At 32.2% G+C, this 18,709-nt stretch carries 17 protein-coding genes and 1 tRNA gene; 5 read left to right on the forward strand and 13 right to left on the reverse strand.

The genetic code is table 11. The features are described 5' to 3' along the window. Positions 1 to 40: 40 nt before the first annotated feature. Complete coding sequence (gene purU, locus Q4Q47_RS01770; protein WP_303304938.1) at positions 41 to 895, forward strand: formyltetrahydrofolate deformylase; 855 nt, start codon at positions 41 to 43, stop codon at positions 893 to 895. Positions 896 to 1,225: 330 nt separating this feature from the next. Next, positions 1,226 to 1,933: a DUF4197 domain-containing protein gene (locus Q4Q47_RS01775; protein ID WP_303304939.1), complete on the forward strand. Its 708-nt coding sequence runs from the start codon at positions 1,226 to 1,228 to the stop codon at positions 1,931 to 1,933. Positions 1,934 to 1,973: 40 nt separating this feature from the next. Here the strand turns inward: Q4Q47_RS01775 and Q4Q47_RS01780 are convergent, their stop codons facing one another. Next, positions 1,974 to 2,480 (reverse strand): hypothetical protein, encoded by a 507-nt coding sequence (locus Q4Q47_RS01780; protein WP_303304940.1) that lies wholly within the window; start codon positions 2,478 to 2,480, stop codon positions 1,974 to 1,976. Positions 2,481 to 2,668: 188 nt separating this feature from the next. Between Q4Q47_RS01780 and Q4Q47_RS23775 the strand changes: the two genes are divergently transcribed. Continuing rightward, the gene (locus Q4Q47_RS23775) at positions 2,669 to 2,866 is read left to right on the forward strand and encodes a Lacal_2735 family protein (RefSeq protein WP_303304941.1); all 198 of its coding nucleotides are present in this window, start codon (positions 2,669 to 2,671) and stop codon (positions 2,864 to 2,866) included. A gap of 172 nt (positions 2,867 to 3,038) precedes the next feature. On the opposite strand, the gene Q4Q47_RS01790 is transcribed toward Q4Q47_RS23775, so the two are convergent. The 5 genes from Q4Q47_RS01790 to prfA form a co-directional block, all read right to left on the reverse strand. After that, the gene (locus tag Q4Q47_RS01790) at positions 3,039 to 3,857 is read right to left on the reverse strand and encodes an ABC transporter substrate-binding protein (RefSeq protein ID WP_303304942.1); all 819 of its coding nucleotides are present in this window, start codon (positions 3,855 to 3,857) and stop codon (positions 3,039 to 3,041) included. A gap of 178 nt (positions 3,858 to 4,035) precedes the next feature. Then, a complete protein-coding gene (locus Q4Q47_RS01795) occupies positions 4,036 to 4,563 on the reverse strand; it encodes a DUF5946 family protein (protein WP_303304943.1) in 528 nt (175 codons plus the stop codon). A gap of 316 nt (positions 4,564 to 4,879) precedes the next feature. After that, positions 4,880 to 5,476, reverse strand: coding sequence for a GrpB family protein (locus Q4Q47_RS01800; protein WP_303304944.1), 597 nt, complete (start codon positions 5,474 to 5,476; stop codon positions 4,880 to 4,882). Positions 5,477 to 5,586: 110 nt separating this feature from the next. Beyond that, positions 5,587 to 6,405 (reverse strand): orotidine-5'-phosphate decarboxylase, encoded by an 819-nt coding sequence (pyrF, locus tag Q4Q47_RS01805; protein WP_303304945.1) that lies wholly within the window; start codon positions 6,403 to 6,405, stop codon positions 5,587 to 5,589. 94 nt (positions 6,406 to 6,499) lie between these two features. After that, entirely contained in the window at positions 6,500 to 7,576 is a 1,077-nt protein-coding gene (gene prfA / locus Q4Q47_RS01810; RefSeq protein ID WP_303304946.1) for a peptide chain release factor 1, read from the reverse strand. A 402-nt stretch (positions 7,577 to 7,978) separates the two neighbouring features. Between prfA and Q4Q47_RS01815 the strand changes: the two genes are divergently transcribed. Further along, positions 7,979 to 8,641, forward strand: coding sequence for an ATP-binding cassette domain-containing protein (locus Q4Q47_RS01815; protein WP_303304947.1), 663 nt, complete (start codon positions 7,979 to 7,981; stop codon positions 8,639 to 8,641). Between the two features lie 123 nt (positions 8,642 to 8,764). Here Q4Q47_RS01815 and Q4Q47_RS01820 read toward each other — a convergent pair whose 3' ends face one another. The 4 genes from Q4Q47_RS01820 to Q4Q47_RS01835 form a co-directional block, all read right to left on the reverse strand. After that, positions 8,765 to 11,320 carry an adenosylcobalamin-dependent ribonucleoside-diphosphate reductase gene (locus tag Q4Q47_RS01820; protein WP_303304948.1) on the reverse strand — a complete coding sequence of 852 codons (2,556 nt, stop codon included), beginning with the start codon at positions 11,318 to 11,320 and terminating at the stop codon, positions 8,765 to 8,767. Between the two features lie 186 nt (positions 11,321 to 11,506). Next, entirely contained in the window at positions 11,507 to 12,481 is a 975-nt protein-coding gene (locus Q4Q47_RS01825; protein ID WP_303304949.1) for a DUF3078 domain-containing protein, read from the reverse strand. Between the two features lie 76 nt (positions 12,482 to 12,557). Next, the gene (locus Q4Q47_RS01830) at positions 12,558 to 13,736 is read right to left on the reverse strand and encodes an AIR synthase related protein (protein ID WP_303308433.1); all 1,179 of its coding nucleotides are present in this window, start codon (positions 13,734 to 13,736) and stop codon (positions 12,558 to 12,560) included. Positions 13,737 to 13,817: 81 nt separating this feature from the next. Continuing rightward, entirely contained in the window at positions 13,818 to 16,004 is a 2,187-nt protein-coding gene (locus Q4Q47_RS01835) for a glutamine synthetase III family protein (RefSeq protein ID WP_303304950.1), read from the reverse strand. Between the two features lie 276 nt (positions 16,005 to 16,280). Between Q4Q47_RS01835 and Q4Q47_RS01840 the strand changes: the two genes are divergently transcribed. Beyond that, on the forward strand, positions 16,281 to 17,297 hold the full coding sequence (locus Q4Q47_RS01840; RefSeq protein WP_303304951.1) for a glutamine synthetase beta-grasp domain-containing protein: 1,017 nt from the start codon (positions 16,281 to 16,283) through the stop codon (positions 17,295 to 17,297). Positions 17,298 to 17,533: 236 nt separating this feature from the next. Here Q4Q47_RS01840 and Q4Q47_RS01845 read toward each other — a convergent pair whose 3' ends face one another. The 3 genes from Q4Q47_RS01845 to Q4Q47_RS01855 all read right to left on the reverse strand — a co-directional run bounded on the left by Q4Q47_RS01845 (position 17,534) and on the right by Q4Q47_RS01855 (position 18,656). After that, positions 17,534 to 17,899, reverse strand: coding sequence for a hypothetical protein (locus Q4Q47_RS01845; RefSeq protein ID WP_303304952.1), 366 nt, complete (start codon positions 17,897 to 17,899; stop codon positions 17,534 to 17,536). A 407-nt stretch (positions 17,900 to 18,306) separates the two neighbouring features. Further along, positions 18,307 to 18,558, reverse strand: a complete 252-nt coding sequence (gene rpsT, locus Q4Q47_RS01850; RefSeq protein ID WP_303304953.1) for a 30S ribosomal protein S20 — start codon at positions 18,556 to 18,558, stop codon at positions 18,307 to 18,309. 26 nt (positions 18,559 to 18,584) lie between these two features. Continuing rightward, positions 18,585 to 18,656, reverse strand: a tRNA-Glu gene (locus Q4Q47_RS01855). Positions 18,657 to 18,709 lie beyond the last annotated feature (53 nt).

The raw sequence follows: 18,709 nt of genomic DNA on the forward strand, positions 1-18,709 counted from the left end.
TTTTTAGATTAGTTTTGAAAATAAATTGATTTTGGATCATATGAATAAAATTACGCTTTTAATCCACTGTAAAGATCGTTCCAATATTATTGCATCTGTAACACGCTTTATTGCTGAAGAAGGTGGTAATATTGTCTATATAGACCAACATGTAGATAGAGAACAGGACATTTTTTTCATGCGATTAGAAAGTGAATTCAATGATGATTCCTTTTCTACAAGCGATTTTAAAGAATCATTTAAGAATACATTAGTTAATGGGTTTGAAATGAAATGGCGTATTTATTCTTCTGAAATCAAGCCAAAAATGGCCTTGTTTATTTCTAAATACGACCATTGTTTATATGATTTATTAGGACGCTATAATTCTGGGGAGCTTAACTTGAGTATTCCATTTATAGTAAGTAACCACTTAGATTTAAAATCTATTGCTGACAACTTCAAAATTCCGTTTCATCATATCCCTGTTACTAAAGACACTAAAAATGAAGCTGAAGACAAACAACTGGAATTATTAGAAAAACATGATATAGACTTTATAGTTTTAGCAAGGTATATGCAAATTGTTTCTGGAAAACTAATTAGTAGATACCCAAACAAAATAATTAATATTCATCACTCTTTCCTTCCTGCATTTGTAGGCGCAAAACCATATCATTCGGCATATAAACGCGGTGTTAAAATTATTGGAGCTACAAGTCATTATGTAACCGAAGAGCTTGACGCCGGACCAATAATTGAACAAGACGTAGCGCATGTATCACACACACATTCTATTCAGGACTTGATAGCTAAAGGGAGAGATTTAGAAAAAATTGTGTTGGCAAATGCAGTTAAATTACACGCCGACAGAAAAGTAATGGTTTACAATAATAAAACGGTCATTTTTTCTTAGGTATATTAAAATAATCAGATCTTCTTCTTTTTTTAATAAAGTTGTGACTTTACTTTTTCTCTTGTGTCTAATAAATACAGTTTAAGATAAAAAAGCCCACGATTGTAAAATTTAAACGAAACATTAGTGGGAATATTTGGTTTATTGGTTTATACGAAAGACACCTTACTCTCAGGGTGTCTTTTTTTAGATGACAATTTCAACGGAAACCTTGAGACAAAGCTTCGATGATTTTTTTTCGATTAAATCCAAAAAAACATATTAGACATAAATTTGAAATGATTTTAATATCTAAAACATATATTTGTTAAACATATAAAACCCAAAACTATGATTCGTAAATTTTTAGCTTTTGTCTTAATTTTTAACCTTACTGCATGTGCAGAATTACAACAAGTTGTTAATCAATTACCACAAGGTGGTGGTATTATTGGTAATGCAGAAATTGCTTCCGGCTTGAGACAAGCATTAGACTTTGGAATAGACAAACAAGTCACAAAACTGACACAAACCGATGGTTTTTTTAAAAATGAATTAGTAAAAATACTATTACCACAAGAATTACATAAAGTTGATAAAGCTCTTAGAGATGTTGGTTTAAGCAAACTAGCAGACGAAGGTTTAAAAGTACTTAACAGAGCTGCTGAAGATGCTGTAAAAGAAGCAACACCGATTTTTGTTGATGCTGTTAAAGGTATTACTTTCGCAGATGCTAAAAATATTCTACTTGGTAATAATGATGCTGCAACTCGCTATTTAAACAGCAAAACTCAAACAGCTTTATATAGTAAATTTAGCCCTGTTATAAATAACTCCTTTAGTAAAGTCGGAGCAGATAAAATTTGGAGTAACTTAATTAATAAATACAACAACCTTCCTTTTACTAATAATGTAAATCCAGATTTAACCGACTATGTTACTGGTGAAGCTTTAAAAGGTGTATTTAAGATGATTGCTATAGAAGAAACAGAAATTCGAACTAAGCTATCTTCAAGAACAACAGATTTATTGAAAAAAGTTTTTGCTTTGCAAGATTAGGTAGATAAAATATTAAGTTTTAAAAAAACCGAATGTTTAATCATTCGGTTTTTTTATATAATCCATCAAAGGCTACAGTAATATCTTTATCATTGGTAATGGTTTCCCAATATTGCCTTACGGAACCATCATCATTTAAAGTCCAGGTCACACGATGGTAAAAAGGGTTTCCTTCTTTATTAGTAGCAACATCTGTTTTTAAAATCATCTGGTTACCGACTCTTTTCCCCTTTAAGTGTAAGCTTCCTCCTTGGTTATCGATCCAAATTTGCTCCCATTGCTTTGTAACACCATTATAAAAATTATTACTTGTTCCAGTGAATTTCCCTCTGGCACTTGTCCAATTTTCTCTTAAAATACAATTATCTTGAATTTTATCAATCACATTTTTCCCTGCAACCTTTCCATCTGTATTAGTAACGGTCCAAGTACCTATCCAAAAGTCAAATTCATTATGCTTTTCATTACAACATTTACAATTAGCATCTTGCGCATAATTCGAAAATGAAAAAAATAAGACAAGAAAAGCGCTTAAAAATAACTTCATAATGAACAGTTTTGGTTAGTTTCTTAAAATTATTGATTCTTTTGATAACAGATATCTAAATTAACAAAAGTTTACAACTATCTAAAAATGAACCTGTTTTAACAAAATAGTTTTGATATTTCTTTTAATTTCTGAATAAATAATGTATATTTAGTTACTTTCTATTTCGTGGGGGATACATGGAAAAAATGGACAACATACAAATTCATAAAAGAAAACTCAATCAGCGGTATAAAGAACTTATTGAGCAGGCTTATAATTTTCGTCAAACAGATTCTGCTCTAAGCGATATTTCTGAATATCGGGCTATCAAACTACTTGACGAACTTAACAAGTTAACATACTTATACAGAGAACCTTCTCATCAACTTCTACATAAGATTTAGCAATTCTTTAACTTTCATATTACATCCAAAACATACTATTTTCCGTACTTTATATAAAAACAAGTTATGAGTACACATTTTTGTAGAGTTGGAAAAATAAAGCCAAACTTAAATAAGCTAATTAGCTTAAAAGAATTAGAAAATAAAATTGCAAACTTTGTAGAAGATACTACTAGGATTGATTATTCTCAAGATTTAGGCGCAAGTTTTTAAAATATTTAAAAGCTTTAGTTAGCCTGGAGCCATACCAGGAAAACATTTCTCCATCTGCTAGTACAATATCTGCGTTGGGATAAAACGCCTGTATACCCTTTTTATGCTTTTCTTTAAACGGATAAGGCTCGCTAGATAAAAGCACAATATTTACATCTTTATTTACAGTCGATTCATTAAGTGCTATCTCTGGATAACGAATCTCATTTTCAAAAACATTTTCAAACTTGTTAAGCTTCAATAAATAATTAACAAAAGTATTATTTGCAGCAACCATCCATGGATCTTTCCATATAAAATAAACGGCTTTTAGCCTTGGTTTATTTTTAATGAATATATTAAAATCTTCTATCTCTCTTAGAATGGTATCAATTATAGTAAACGCTTCTTTTGTTTTATTAAAAATCTCACCGTATTGATGAATCAATTTTAAACTATCATCGATTATAAAGATATCTGAAACATGTACGTTACAAATGGTCTCACAAGCTTCAACAAGATCTTTAGTGTTCTCTTCTTTATTGCAAAGAATAATATCAGGTTGCAACCCTCTAATTTTATCTAAATGAATTTGCTTTGTACCCCCTACAACAACGGCATCTGTTCTAATATGATGTGGATGAACACAAAACTTGGTAACACCAACAAGCGCGTTCTCTAAACCTAAATCACATAGTAATTCGGTTTGACTTGGGACTAACGAAACGATGCGCTTAGGGGTTTCTTTTAAATGAATGATTCTGTTTAGTTGGTCTTTTATTGTTTTTATAGGTTTCATTCTAATGTATATTGACGATTTGTGTATATAATGTAGCATGCAAAAAGACGTTACATTTTTAATTTATCATTTTTAAATGCCAAATTTAAAATTTGGTAGACTTTGTAAAAAGCGATAACCTTTCATTTTAGTCTAATCAGCTACGTTTTATACATCGTGCTAACAACTCTTTACTTTTTTAAGTTAAAAAACGTTTTGCAATATTGTCTACTACACTATGATGAGTACCCCATTCATTATAAACTTCCAATGCCCATTTTCTTATCAAATCTTTACATGCCTTCTCATTAGTCAATTTTTCTATAATATCTGTTGTCGTAATCTTTCCTCTTTCAAGGATTTTTGGAGGACTTAGGTACTCATTTTCTTTACCAATCTTATATTTATTCAAGCAATCACTTAGTTTTGATGATAGTTTATAAGTCCATTTAACATCATATTTAATAATCAAATGTAATCTAGAAAGATGAAAATGATTATTCCATCTGCCGTGGATTTCTGGATGTTGCAATGTATGGGAGTCAACTATCAGAAATTTATATATATGATTTTCTATATTGGAAAAATCTATGCTTAGGAGTCCTAAATTAAAAATTTCTAAGCATTCGTGAATTCCTCTTTTTGTATTAGCACCGCAAAATTGACACTTTCCATTATTTAAAAGTGTAACTCCATTCTTTTCTGCTAAATCAATATAATCTTTCATTGTCTTTTAGCTTGTTTCCAACGAGTTTAGTGTATTGAACTCATCTTAGGCAACGTTTTTATTTTTTAATTTCGCTTTTCAATTCCTCCATTTTTTTTGTTAGTCATTACACATAGAGCATCTTCAACACGAATACCTTTTCAGTTTGAATACTATTGTATACAAAATTCACTAACTTTTTGGTAAGTTTTTCATCTGATGGTTTAGAATTTAGAAAGTCAAAAACCCCCATAGTTCTGTTTTACAACGGTTTGTGTATGGAACGTAACATATAAAAAGACGCTTACTTTTCGATTTAGCACTTATTAGCTACGTTTTATACACGTTGCTGTTCGCTGGTTTTTCCGCTGATTATATCCAAAGTTTCTTTCACAAAATCAGTTTTTCCAAGTACATACGAGCCTCTATCATTTTTGAATTTGGATGCTAATTCGAGTTTTAAATTTTCGTATTTCTTTGCCCGTTTATAATTCGTATTTAGATAATCCCGAAAGTCAATTTGTTTCCACATCACATTATCTTTTGGGCACATATGTATATGGAAAACCTGTTCTTTTGTTCCGTCAACATTGTATCCTTTTCCGAATGTTGAATATTCCGCTATATTTTCTCTTGCTGGAACTTTAAAATGTGAATATCCCAATTCCGCGAATTCGTCGATTAGTTTTTCGTCGAACAATAATTCTTTGGGGATTTCAATCATTAAATCGATATAGGGTTTGGATTTGATTGTAGTGATTGATGAGCTACCAAAATGCTCAATTCGTAATATTTTTTCTTTCTCGACTTTATCTAATATTCGATTTTTTTCGTCTTCGTAGATGTTTTTCCATTCAGGATTATGGTCGACCAATTCAATCGGAAAAAGTGTGTTCCAATCTTCTTTGGTTAAATCATTTAGGGTCTTTTTCATTGTATCCGATTTTTTAAGCTTCCGCCCAATTATTGAATAAACACAATTATGTTTATTTTCATTATACGGTTTTTAAATATTCTTGTTACAAATTAAAAAGAAAACTAAGCTCATAGACGCTTCAACTCAATTTCCATCTCTTGTTGAAGTTCTTTTGCTTTTATAGCAGCAGCTTTAGCAAAATCATCTTCGTTAGAGGCATAAATAATACCGCGAGAGGAATTAATAAGTAGGCCAACTTGATTATTCATTCCATATTTACAAACATCTTGTAAATTACCTCCTTGAGCACCAACCCCTGGCACTAATAAAAAGCTATCTGGAATAATTTGTCTAATATCTGCCAAATACTCTGCTTTGGTAGCGCCTACGACGTACATTAAATTTTCTGAATGTTCCCAAGTTTTGGAAGTCTCTAAAACTTGTTTATATAATTCTTTTCCATCAACCGTTTTTGTTTGAAAATCAAAAGCTCCCTGATTGGATGTTAATGCCAAAAGTATGGTATGTTTATTTTCAAAAGCTAAAAAAGGCTCCACTGAATCTTTACCCATATAAGGAGCAACAGTAACAGAATCAAAAGCTAAATCTTCAAAAAAAGCTTTGGCATACATCGTACTTGTATTACCTATATCACCTCGTTTAGCATCAGCAATAGTAAAAATCTCAGGATGCTTTTCGTTTAAATAATTGATGGTTTTCTCTAAAGCTTTCCAACCTTTTATACCATACGCCTCATAAAACGCCGTATTGGGCTTATAGGCTACGCATAAATGATGTGTTGCATCAATAATCGCTTTATTGAAAGCAAAAATAGAATCTTCTTCTTTTAAAAGGTGTGGTGGTATTTTTTTTAAATCAACATCTAATCCTATACATAAAAAGGATTTCTTTTTTTTGATTTGACTTATGAGTTGGTTTGTTGTCACTTAGGCTATTTTGTCATTCCTGCGAAGGCAGGAATCCATTTAAAAAATTAATTTAGTTCAATTCATAAGATTCCTGCCTTCTCAGGAATTGAAATTAAATTACATCATCGTTAGCCTTTAACTTTTCAGTGTTTTCAGCTAACATCAATTCATCAATTATTTTTTGAATATCACCATTTACAATATTGCTTAAATCGTAAAGCGTTAAACCTATTCTATGGTCTGTTACTCGTCCTTGCGGATAATTATAGGTGCGAATCTTAGCACTTCTATCACCTGATGATACCATGCTACCACGTTTAGCAGCATCTTCTTCCTGCTTTTTTGCCAGCTCTAAATCGTATAAACGGGAACGTAATACTTTAAAAGCTTTCTCTTTATTTTTATGCTGTGATTTTTGATCTTGACATTGTGCTACCAATCCCGTTGGAATATGTGTTAAACGGACTGCCGAATAGGTCGTGTTTACAGATTGACCTCCCGGACCTGAAGAACAGAAAAAATCTATTCTAACCTCTTTTGGATTAATTTCTACATCAAACTCTTCAGCTTCTGGAAATACCATAACCGTTGCAGCACTAGTATGCACACGTCCCTGAGTTTCTGTTTGTGGTACACGTTGCACGCGATGTACACCAGCTTCAAACTTTAAAGTGCCATAAACATCGTCACCGCTTACTTCAAACTGAATTTCTTTAAAGCCACCATTAGTGCCCTCACTAAAATCTACAGTATCTACTCGCCATCCTCTACCCTCACAGTATTTAGTATACATTCTAAATAAATCGCCTGCAAAAATACTAGCTTCGTCTCCACCGGTTCCTGCACGTAATTCAACTACCGCATTTTTAGAATCTTCTGGGTCTTTAGGTATTAAAAGGACTTTTATTTCTTCTTCTAACTTAGGAATACCCTCCTTGGCTTCGTCATATTGCATTTTAGCCATTTCAACCATTTCTGCATCACTTCCATCAGCAATAATAGATTCGGCTTCCTCCAAATTATCTGTAAGTTCTATATATAATTCTCGCTTATCCATAAGAATTCGCAAGTCTTTATATTCTCTATTAAGCTCTACATAACGTTTTTGATCTGTAATAATGTCGGGTTGAATAATTAAATCACTAACCTCATCAAAACGCTGTTTTACTATTTGTAATTTCTCTAACATCTACCTTTTAATTGGGGATCAAAAATACGATAATTTATGAATTTTCAACACGAATATGCCCGTCTATTAATCATTAGGTTAGAATAATATTCAACTTCCAGCGTTTCTAATCATATATATGAATCAATTATTTTCCATATTCGTTTTTTACAGGCCTTTTATTTTTTGGTCTTTTGGCTTAAATATTATTTTTTCATTTTTAAAATATGATATCATTCCAATTCTTATTGTTAAACTATTATTAGTCGTGTTCTTATGGTTCTTAATAAATGAAACAAATGCAAAACGAAAACTGATATTTTACAAAAATCTGGGTATTTCTACTTTCAAACTGTTTTCATTATTATTCATGATTGATTTATTATTAAGTACTCCTTTTCTTTTACTTCTTAAGGAATTTGTATGATTATAGAAATTGATAATGTTGAACTTTATTTTAACAACAAACCCATTATAAATGGTGTTTACCTAAAAGCTGAAACAGGAAAAATCACTGGTATTTTAGGGAGCAATGGTTGTGGAAAAAGTTGTCTTTTGAATATTGTTTTTGGTAATCTAAGAGCCAAATATGGCTTAGTAAGAATTAACAATACGCCTATTTTAAAACCACTGTACCAAACTAAATTAGTTAGTTATTTGCCTCAGCATCATTTTGTTCCCAATAAGATGAAAATTAAAGCTGCCTTTAAACTTTTTCAGGTAGACTGGGGTGCATTTGTTAATATTTTTGAAACATTTATTCCATTTAAAAAATTTTATTTCAATAAGTTATCTGGAGGAGAGCGTAGAATTATAGAAATTTACTTGATATTAAAATGCTCTAGGGAAATAGTGCTTTTAGATGAACCTTTCTCTCACGTTGCTCCTTTATATATTGAAAAAATAAAAGATCTCATTGAAGAAGAAAAACATAAAAAAGCCATCATTATTACAGATCATATGTATGAACACATCATAGCTGTTTCTGATACTACTTATCTTTTAAAAAATGGCTGCACCAAACTAATTGGCAGCCTAAAAGAACTAGAAGATTATAAATATTTAAGCATTGGTACTTTTAATTAAATAAAAAAACTGAAAATTTTTATAAACGTCAGTTCGAGCGCAGTCGAGAACTTTTTAATGCCTTATATTTTAAGACATCCCGACTGTGCTCGATGTGACAATTTTTAGTTATACATGTTAATATTAACCGCATTTTGAAGACCCGCAATCTTTACAGGTTAAACAACCTTCTTGATATATTAGGTTTTCCGATTTACAAGAATTGCATGTATGCCCCTTTACTTGTGTACCATCAGCTACATAACGTTTTAAGGCGCGACCTACACCATTTTTCCATGTATTAATAGACTCGCTATCTAATTGTAAACTATTAATTAAATCGACAATTTTATCTATCGGCATCCCATGACGAAGTGTACTGGAAATAAGTTTTGCATAGTTCCAAAATTCTGGATTAAATTTATGAGACAAGCCTTCTATCGTCGTTTTATAACCTCTTTTATTTTCATATTGAAAATCGTAACGAGACGTACCATTTTCATTTCTGTTTTTTATTATTAATCCATTGTTTACCCAGCGAGGAATTAAAATACCATCCTCATCATCCGTTAAACCCGTAAAAATTTCATAAGGCTTCTCATCAATAATACCAATAAAAGCAATCCATTTTTCTTTATTATTCTGAAAACGAACTACATCAGCTTCCAATACTTGAGGCCGTTTTACAGGGAATGTTGTTAATAAATCTTTAGATGCCTCTTCTTTTTTATCATCATTAGAAATTAATACGCCAGAACGAGAACCGTCCCTATAAACAGTCACTCCTTTACATCCTACTTCCCAAGCTTTTAAATATAACTCTCCCACTAAATCTTCAGAAACATCATTAGGCAGGTTAATGGTTACACTTATGGAATGGTCTACCCATTTTTGAATGGCACCTTGCATACTTACTTTACTTAGCCAATCCACATCATTTGAAGTTGCTTTATAGTATGGAGATTGCTTTATTAAATCATTTAGCTCATCCTGTGAGAAATTTTTAGAGGTATCAATGCCATTTACTTCCATCCATTGTTTAAACCTGTGATGAAAGACAACATATTCTTCCCAAGAGTCACCGACTTCATCAACAAAATCCACACGTGCTTCTTTATCGTTTGGGTTTACTTTCCTCCTACGTTTATAAACCGGTAAAAACACTGGTTCAATACCAGATGTTGTTTGTGTCATTAAACTCGTTGTGCCGGTTGGTGCTATGGTAAGTAAAGCTATATTTCGTCTTCCATATTCTAACATTTCGTAATACAGCTTACTATCTGCATCTTTTATACGCTGTATAAATGGATTGTTTTTTTCACGTTCTGCATCAAAAATAGAAAAAGCACCACGTTCTTTTGCTAAATGCACCGATGCTCTATACGCTTCTATAGCAATTGTTTTATGAACTTTCAATGAAAAAGCATTACCTTCTTCACTCCCATATTGAATCCCTAATCCAGCCAACATATCCCCTTCTGCTGTAATACCAATGCCTGTTCTACGCCCTTCTTCTGCTTTTCGCTTTATATTAATCCATAAATTGCGTTCGGGTCCTTTCACCTCACTTAGCTCTGGATCTGCATCAATTTTCTGTAAAATAGTATCAATTTTTTCTAACTCTAAATCAATGATATCATCCATGATACGCTGAGCTGCTTTAATATGTTCTTTGAATAAAGAAAAATTAAACTTAGCGTGTTTTGTAAAAGGATTCTCTACATAAGAGAATAAATTAATAGCTAATAACCTACAAGAGTCATAAGTACATAAGGGAATTTCTCCGCATGGGTTTGTAGAAACTGTTTTGTATCCCAAATCGGCATAACAATCTGGAATAGATTCATTTATAATGGTATCCCAAAATAAAATTCCCGGTTCGGCAGATTTCCAAGCATTATGCACAATCTTTTTCCATAAGTCATTAGCCTTTATTGTTTTAGTAACTTTAGGATTTGCACTAAAGACCGGGTACTTCTGAATATAATTGGCACCAGTTTTTACGGCTTTCATAAAATCATTATCCATTCTAACCGAGACATTTGCCCCTGTAACTTTACCCTGCTCCAGTTTTGCATCGATAAAATCCTCTGAATCTGGATGGTTAATGGAAACCGACAGCATCAATGCACCACGTCTACCATCTTGTGCAACTTCCCTAGTGGAATTAGAATAGCGTTCCATAAAAGGAACGATACCTGTGGATGTTAATGCAGAGTTTTTAACCATAGAACCTTTTGGACGAATATGAGACAAATCGTGTCCAACACCTCCTCTGCGCTTCATAAGCTGAACTTGCTCTTGGTCAATTTTCATAATACCTCCATATGAATCTGATTCCCCTGAATTACCAATTACAAAACAATTAGAAAGTGACGCTATTTGATATGGGTTCCCTATTCCTGCCATTGGACTACCTTGTGGCACAATATATTTAAAATCTTTTATTAAATTAAAAATAGCATCTGCAGATAATGGGTTTGCATATTTTTTCTCAACTCTAGCTAACTCGTTAGCAATTCGAAGATGCATATCATTTGGAGTTAACTCATAAATATTTCCTTCTGAGTCTTTAAGTGCATATTTATTTAGCCAAACGCGTGCAGCTAAATCGTCGCCTTTAAAATATTTTAATGATTCATTAAAGGCTTGGTCTTGAGAGTAAGTTTTTGGTTGTGTTTTTATCACGTTATCTTTCATTAGTAAGTTGTGGATTTTGGATTATTTAATTAAAGTATAAATAAACCATAAATGTACAACTTAAAACATGACAAAAATCATAAAGTTTACAAGCTAAAATATATAAAGCACTAAATATCAATATTATAACTATTTATTAACATTAAAAAGTTAACAAATTTTTGGAATAAAAAAACAGGGATTATTTTAAAAATTGACAGCAAATCCAACACCTAAAATCTGTTTCCACTGTATCTTGGCACCAGCTTCATCAAACTCCCCTTCAATCTCCGAAGGTTCTTTCGTTTTTACATCATCATCATATTTTAAATGGGAGCCTAAGTTTGCTCTAATAAAACTATTTACTTTAAAATTAAAATCGATCCTCCAATCTAAATCCACATTTCCAAAATTGTTCACATAATCAGAATACAAACTCACGACATGTTTCAGGTTAACATTATCAGCTACTTCCATTTCGTAGCTATTGGTCATCAAAATACCGACCTCTCTTCTTACGCGATCTCCTGGAGTAACAACATTTCCATCCACATCCAACACCGCAGGAGTAACCCCAAAAGAACCAGCATTAGCCAAATCTTCATCCAGTACAAAAGTTGCTTTTAAAGTTAATGGAGAAAAATAAAATGACAATTCTTCAATATCTTTTCCATATTCCATACCACCACCAAAGAATAAATACCCTGGAGCTAGCAATCTGGAAATTGGTGTATCTTTATTTGGATACTTATAACCATTAGTAAGTTGGGTTTTAAAATTAAGTCTTGCAGAATAAAACCAGTTTGATTCCTCATCTGGCTTATAACCTATGTTTGAAGTAAGTTCAAACAAATCATCAGTTTTTCTTAGTTCTCTTGACTCCTGTTTATTTATCCCATAACGCACGGATGCGTCATTTCTCCATGAAAAGTACTTATCTCTATAATTTGCAGAAGACTGAACTCCAAAAAGTCCAGATATCGAATTACTACCACCGGAATTCCAATTAACAAATGAAACTTCACTTAAATCTACAGTAGCTTTATTTTTTTGAATCCATTGTGGTCCATCTTTCTTTTTTTTAGCCTTTTTTTCAGTCTTTTCTTGTAAAAAAAGTGAGTCTGGTTGTGCAGAAATTAATTGAAAAAAGAAACAAAGAGGGATTAGAAATATGGTTTTCATCGTTTAACTAGGGTTAATTATACAAACTAAAATTTTCAATCAATAATCATTCCATTTTTATAATGCAGACCGAGATTTAGTAATTAAACTCACCAAACTCAGATTTTATTGTGAGTTTTTTTGTTTTTGATTCTTCTACTCTACCGATTATTTTAGCATCAACATGAAAAGATTTAGAAATACCAATAATATTTTCAGCAACTTCTGGAGACACATATAATTCCATTCTGTGACCACAATTAAACACTTGATACATTTCTTTCCAATCCGTTTTAGATTCTTTTTGTATGAGTTTAAATAATGGCGGAATTGGAAACATATTATCTTTTACTATATGAAGCTCATCTACAAAATGAAGGATCTTAGTTTGAGCACCTCCACTACAATGGATCATACCATGAATAGTTTCGCTATTAAATTCTGATAATATTTTTTTAATAATTGGTGCATATGTTCTTGTAGGAGACAACACTAGCTTACCTGCATCTATAGGAGCATCTTCAACAGCATCCGTTAATTTTACATCGCCGGAGTATACTAAATCTTCAGGAACGGATGCATCAAAACTTTCAGGATATTTTTCTGCCAGATACTTGCTAAAAACATCATGACGAGCTGACGTTAAGCCATTACTCCCCATTCCTCCATTATATGCTTTCTCGTAAGTCGCTTGTCCAAAAGATTCTAATCCAACTATAACATCACCAGCCTTAATGTTTGCATTGTCAATAACATCATCTCGTTTCATTCTTGCCGTTACTGTAGAATCTACAATAATAGTTCTTACTAAATCCCCAACATCAGCTGTTTCACCACCTGTAGAATGAATCGTTACGCCAAACGATTTTAAGTCTTCAAGCAATTCCTCTGTACCATTAATAATCGCTGAAAGCACCTCTCCTGGAATTAAATTTTTGTTTCTTCCAATGGTTGAAGACAACATAATGTTATCGGTTGCACCAACACATAATAAATCATCAATATTCATTATTAAAGCGTCTTGGGCAATCCCTTTCCAAACCGAAATATCTCCAGTTTCTTTCCAATACATATAAGCTAAGGATGATTTTGTTCCAGCACCATCTGCATGCATGATCAAACAATAATCATCATCGTTTGTTAGATAATCTGGTACTATTTTACAAAATGCTTTTGGAAATAACCCTTTATCTATATTTTTTATAGCATTATGCACATCTTCTTTTGATGCTGAAACTCCACGTTGCGCGTATCGTTTTGAAACTTCTTGACTCATAATATTTTGTTGTGCTGCAAATTTAGTTTTTTGAATTAAAAAATCTCGCTTTTTACAACGGGATTTCATAACTTTTGACAACTATCTTGTAAATAATAATTCCCGATACTTTGTTAATGGCCAAATTTCGTCATCAACCAGCAATTCCAACTTATCGCAATGATAGCGAATATCATCAAATAAAGGCTTCACATGATTACAGTATGCTAATGCTTTCTTTTCTATATCCTCAAACGCGTTGGCTTTTTTACGTTCATTTATCATTTTTGTAACATTTACATTAATGCCTTCAATATGACTAGAAATCTCTTCGATTAAGTTGATCTGCTCTTTAGAAACTGTATTAAATTTTTTGTCAAATATTTCTTTTAAGCCTCTAACATTTTCAATTAAAATATTCTGATACTTAACAGCAGTTGGTACAATATGGTTACGTGCAATATCTCCCAACACACGGCTTTCAATTTGAATATGCATGATATAAGCTTCAACCTCTATTTCATAACGCGCTTCAGCCTCAATTCTACTCATAACATTCATTTCTTCAAATAATGTAATGGTTTGCTTTGAAATTTTTGCTTTTAAAGCTTCAGGCGTTGTTTTATTATTACTTAAACCTCTTTTCTTAGCTTCTTCTTCCCATGCCTTGTCATAACCATTCCCTTCAAATAAAATATTTTTAGTCGATTTAATATACTCTCTCAATACATTAAATATAGCTTCGTCTTTCTTTAAATCTTTCTTATCGATTAATTTATCTACTTCAATTTTAAAATCCCTTAATTGTTTCGCCACAATGGTATTTAAAATAGTCATCGGGTTGCCACAATTCGCTGTAGAGCCTACTGCTCTAAACTCAAATTTATTGCCAGTAAACGCGAAAGGAGACGTTCTATTTCTATCTGTATTATCAAGTAAAACGTCAGGTATTTTACCAATAACATTTAGTTTAAGCTCTGTTTTTTCCTGAGGCGATAATTTCCCTTTAGTCACCCCTTCTAACTCCTCTAAAACTTTGGTTAATTGTTCCCCGATAAATACTGAAATGATAGCTGGTGGTGCCTCATTGGCTCCTAACCTGTGATCATTACTAGCTGATGCAATCGCTGCTCTTAAAAGTGCTTCATGCTCATGAACCGCTTTAATAGTATTAATAAAAAAAGTTAGAAACTGAAGGTTACTCATGGGGGTTTTTCCTGGACCTAGTAAATTAACACCAGTATCTGTAGACAATGACCAGTTATTATGTTTACCAGAACCATTAATGCCTTCAAATGGCTTTTCATGTAACAGTACTTTAAAATTATGGCGTGATGCTACACGTGCCATAATATCCATTAAAAGTGAATTATGATCTACCGCCAAATTTGCTTCTTCATAAATTGGAGCTAACTCAAATTGATTAGGAGCCACTTCATTATGTCTGGTCTTTACAGGAATACCTAAAAGCATACATTCTGTTTCCAATTCGCGCATAAAATTCAACGCTCTACTAGGAATAGATCCAAAATAATGATCATCTAATTGTTGTCCTTTAGCAGGAGAATGACCTAATAATGTCCTACCTGTTAAGGAAATATCCGGGCGGCTCTCAGCCAACATTTTATCTATTAAAAAATATTCTTGCTCCCATCCCAAAGAAGAAGACACTTTCTTTACATTTTTATCAAAATATTTGCATATTGCTGTTGCCGCATCATCCACCGCATGTAGCGCTCTTAATAAGGGGGTTTTATAATCTAATGCTTCACCTGTATAAGCCACAAAAATGGTTGGAATACATAACGTCGTACCGTATATAAATGCTGGCGATGTTGGATCCCAAGCAGTATAACCACGCGCTTCAAATGTATTTCTAATACCTCCACTTGGAAAGCTGGAAGCGTCTGGTTCCTGCTGTACCAATTGACTGCCTCCAAATTTTTCGATAGCCATACCATTACCTATAGTTTCAAAAAATGCATCATGCTTTTCTGCCGTAGCCCCTGTTAATGGTTGAAACCAATGCGTATAATGAGTGACTCCTTTTGATAATGACCAATCTTTCATAGAAGATGCCACTTGATCTGCTATACTTCTATCTATTTTTTTACCATATTGAATAGCATTCATAACACCTATAAAAGCATCTTTTGTTAGGTATTGACGCATGGTGTTCTCATTAAATACATGTTTTCCAAACAAGTCTGATCGACGTTCTTTCTCTTCTACGATAACAGGCTTATAAGCCAGCGATTCTTTAATAGCATGAAATCTTAATGTTGACATTTTCAGAAAATTAATTAAGTTTAATAATGATTATATTATGACTGCAAAAATAAGTAGCAAAAACAATAAAAGCATGAAAATACAAAAATTTATTGTTACCATTTTTGCAATTTTTATATAAAATAATACTCTTTTTTTAAAATAAACCTTAAAATAATGGGGGATGAATAAAAATAACTAATACTTTTATTAAAAGACCCCCTATAAATACAAAGTATTTATATAATAATTTATATTTGTGCATATTATTAAAATCTCATTCATAAAATATTCATTATGGCAAAAATTAAATTAGAATACCTTTGGTTAGATGGTTACAAGCCAACACAAAACTTGAGAAGTAAAACTAAGGTAGAAGAGCATGAAAACTTCAAAGGAACATTAGAAGAAATAGGAAACTGGTCTTTTGATGGTTCTTCAACACAACAAGCTGAAGGCGGATCATCTGACTGTGTATTAAAGCCTGTTGCTATTTATCCAGACCCAGCACGCAAAAACGGTTATTTAGTAATGACTGAAGTACTTAATGCTGATGGTACTGCACATGAATCTAACGGAAGAGCTGGTATTGATGATGATGATAATGATTTCTGGTTTGGATTTGAGCAAGAATATTTTATTATGGATACGCATACGCAATTACCTTTAGGGTTCCCTATTGGCGGTTATCCTGGCCCCCAAGGAATGTACTATTGTTCTGTAGGCGGAAAAAACACACATGGTAGAGATTTTGTTGAAAAACACGCTGATTTATGTATTGAGGCTGGATTAAACTTTGAAGGTATTAATCAAGAAGTTGCTAGTGGTCAGTGGGAATTCCAATTGTTTGCCAAAGGTGCTAAAAAAGCGGGAGATGAGATATGGATTGCAAGATATTTATTAGACAGATTGACTGAACAATATGGCTACTATATTGAATACCATCCGAAACCAGTAAAAGGTGATTGGAATGGTTCTGGTATGCATGCAAACTTCTCTAATACATTATTAAGAACATGTGGATCTAAAGAAACATATATGAAAGTATGTGAAGCGTTTAGACCTGTAACTACAGAGCACATTGATGTATATGGCGAGTTTAACGACCAACGTTTAACTGGTTTACATGAAACTGCTTCTATAAGCGATTTCTCTTATGGCATTTCAGATAGAGGTGCTTCTATAAGAATTCCTATAATCACTGTTGATAAAGGCTGGAAAGGTTATTTAGAAGATCGTCGTCCTGCATCAAATGCAGATCCATATAAAATTGCTGCCAGAATTATTAAAACTGTTAAATCCGCTGACGTTTAAGAATACTGGTTTTTTTCATAATAAAAGAGACCGTCTAAAAAATGATTTTTAGACGGCTTTTTTTTGATCATTTTCAAAAAGTATCGTTTTATTTTATATTAATGAATTCATGAAATGAAAAAATTTACTTGCCGAGTTTAAATTCAGCGAAGCTAATTTTGCGATTTCACGAGAATGACAATTTCAACGAAAGTCCTTCCTTTAACAATAGACAGGTCCCGGAGAATTCTTTTCGATTAATACTTCATCAAAAGGTCTCTATACTCTTTTAGGTCAGATATATTTATTTTGTTATTAAGATTTTTTATTAGAGCTATTAAATATTTAAGACTTTCTACAGGAGAAACATCTTCTTTTTCTTCAATATAGTCATCGTCTTCATCTGTTGGCTCATCATCTAGGATAGGTATAAGAAATGAGCTGTATTCTTCTATGTGCTCGTAAGTAAGCCTAAGAACCTTTACAACTAATGGAACTTGCTCTTCTAAAGCATAAGTTCTTAATTCTTTGATGTCATCGATTAATGTCTCTGTATTTATACCTGTTTTGTCAAGATTTCCCAGGATTTTATCGATTAGTTTAATTGCTTTTTTGTTTTCCAAAGGGTTAAGATTATTTGAATAATTAACTTATTATAATTGAACTCGTCTTGACTTTTTATGATTAGTTACAAAATCATCCTCATTCTTCAACGGAGCAGGTATTTTATTCCCATATTTATCTTTTTATTACATCATAGAGATGTTACAGTCCACAAAAAGACTAGATATAGAAACACCTGCCTGCTGGAAGGAATGCATGACTTTTCGCTTAAATAAAAAAGTCAAGATGAGTTCTGTGCAAATTTATATTTTTAGAAATCAAATATGAATACTTTTTAAGATTTTGTTTATTTAAACTGAACCCTTTTAACAATTCTTTTTACATAAAAAAAACAGTGTGATAATATCACAAAAAAAGCTTCTCATTTCTGAGAAGCTTTCAAAGTATTTTAAAACTTTAAATCTAATTAAAGTGCAGCAATATGTTTAGCTAAACCTGATTTAAGGTTTGCAGCTTTATTAGCATGAATAACGTTTTTCTTAGCTAATTTATCTAACATAGCCACTACTGAAGGAAACAAAGCTTCAGCTTCTTTCTTATCAGTTAACTCACGTAACCTTTTAATGGCATTACGAGTCGTTTTATGCTGATACTTGTTTATTAAACGCTTAGATTCGTTACTTCTAATTCTTTTTAACGCTGACTTATGATTTGCCATTTGTTCTTTTTATTATTAAAATATTGTAGCCCGTAGGGGAATCGAACCCCTCTTACCAGGATGAAAACCTGGCGTCCTAGCCGATAGACGAACGGGCCATTTGTTTTTTGAGTGCGCAAATATAAACATAAAATTTAAACTTGCAATACTT

The sequence above is a fragment of the Flavivirga spongiicola genome, assembly GCF_030540825.1.
Classification (GTDB): Bacteria; Bacteroidota; Bacteroidia; order Flavobacteriales; family Flavobacteriaceae; genus Flavivirga; species Flavivirga spongiicola.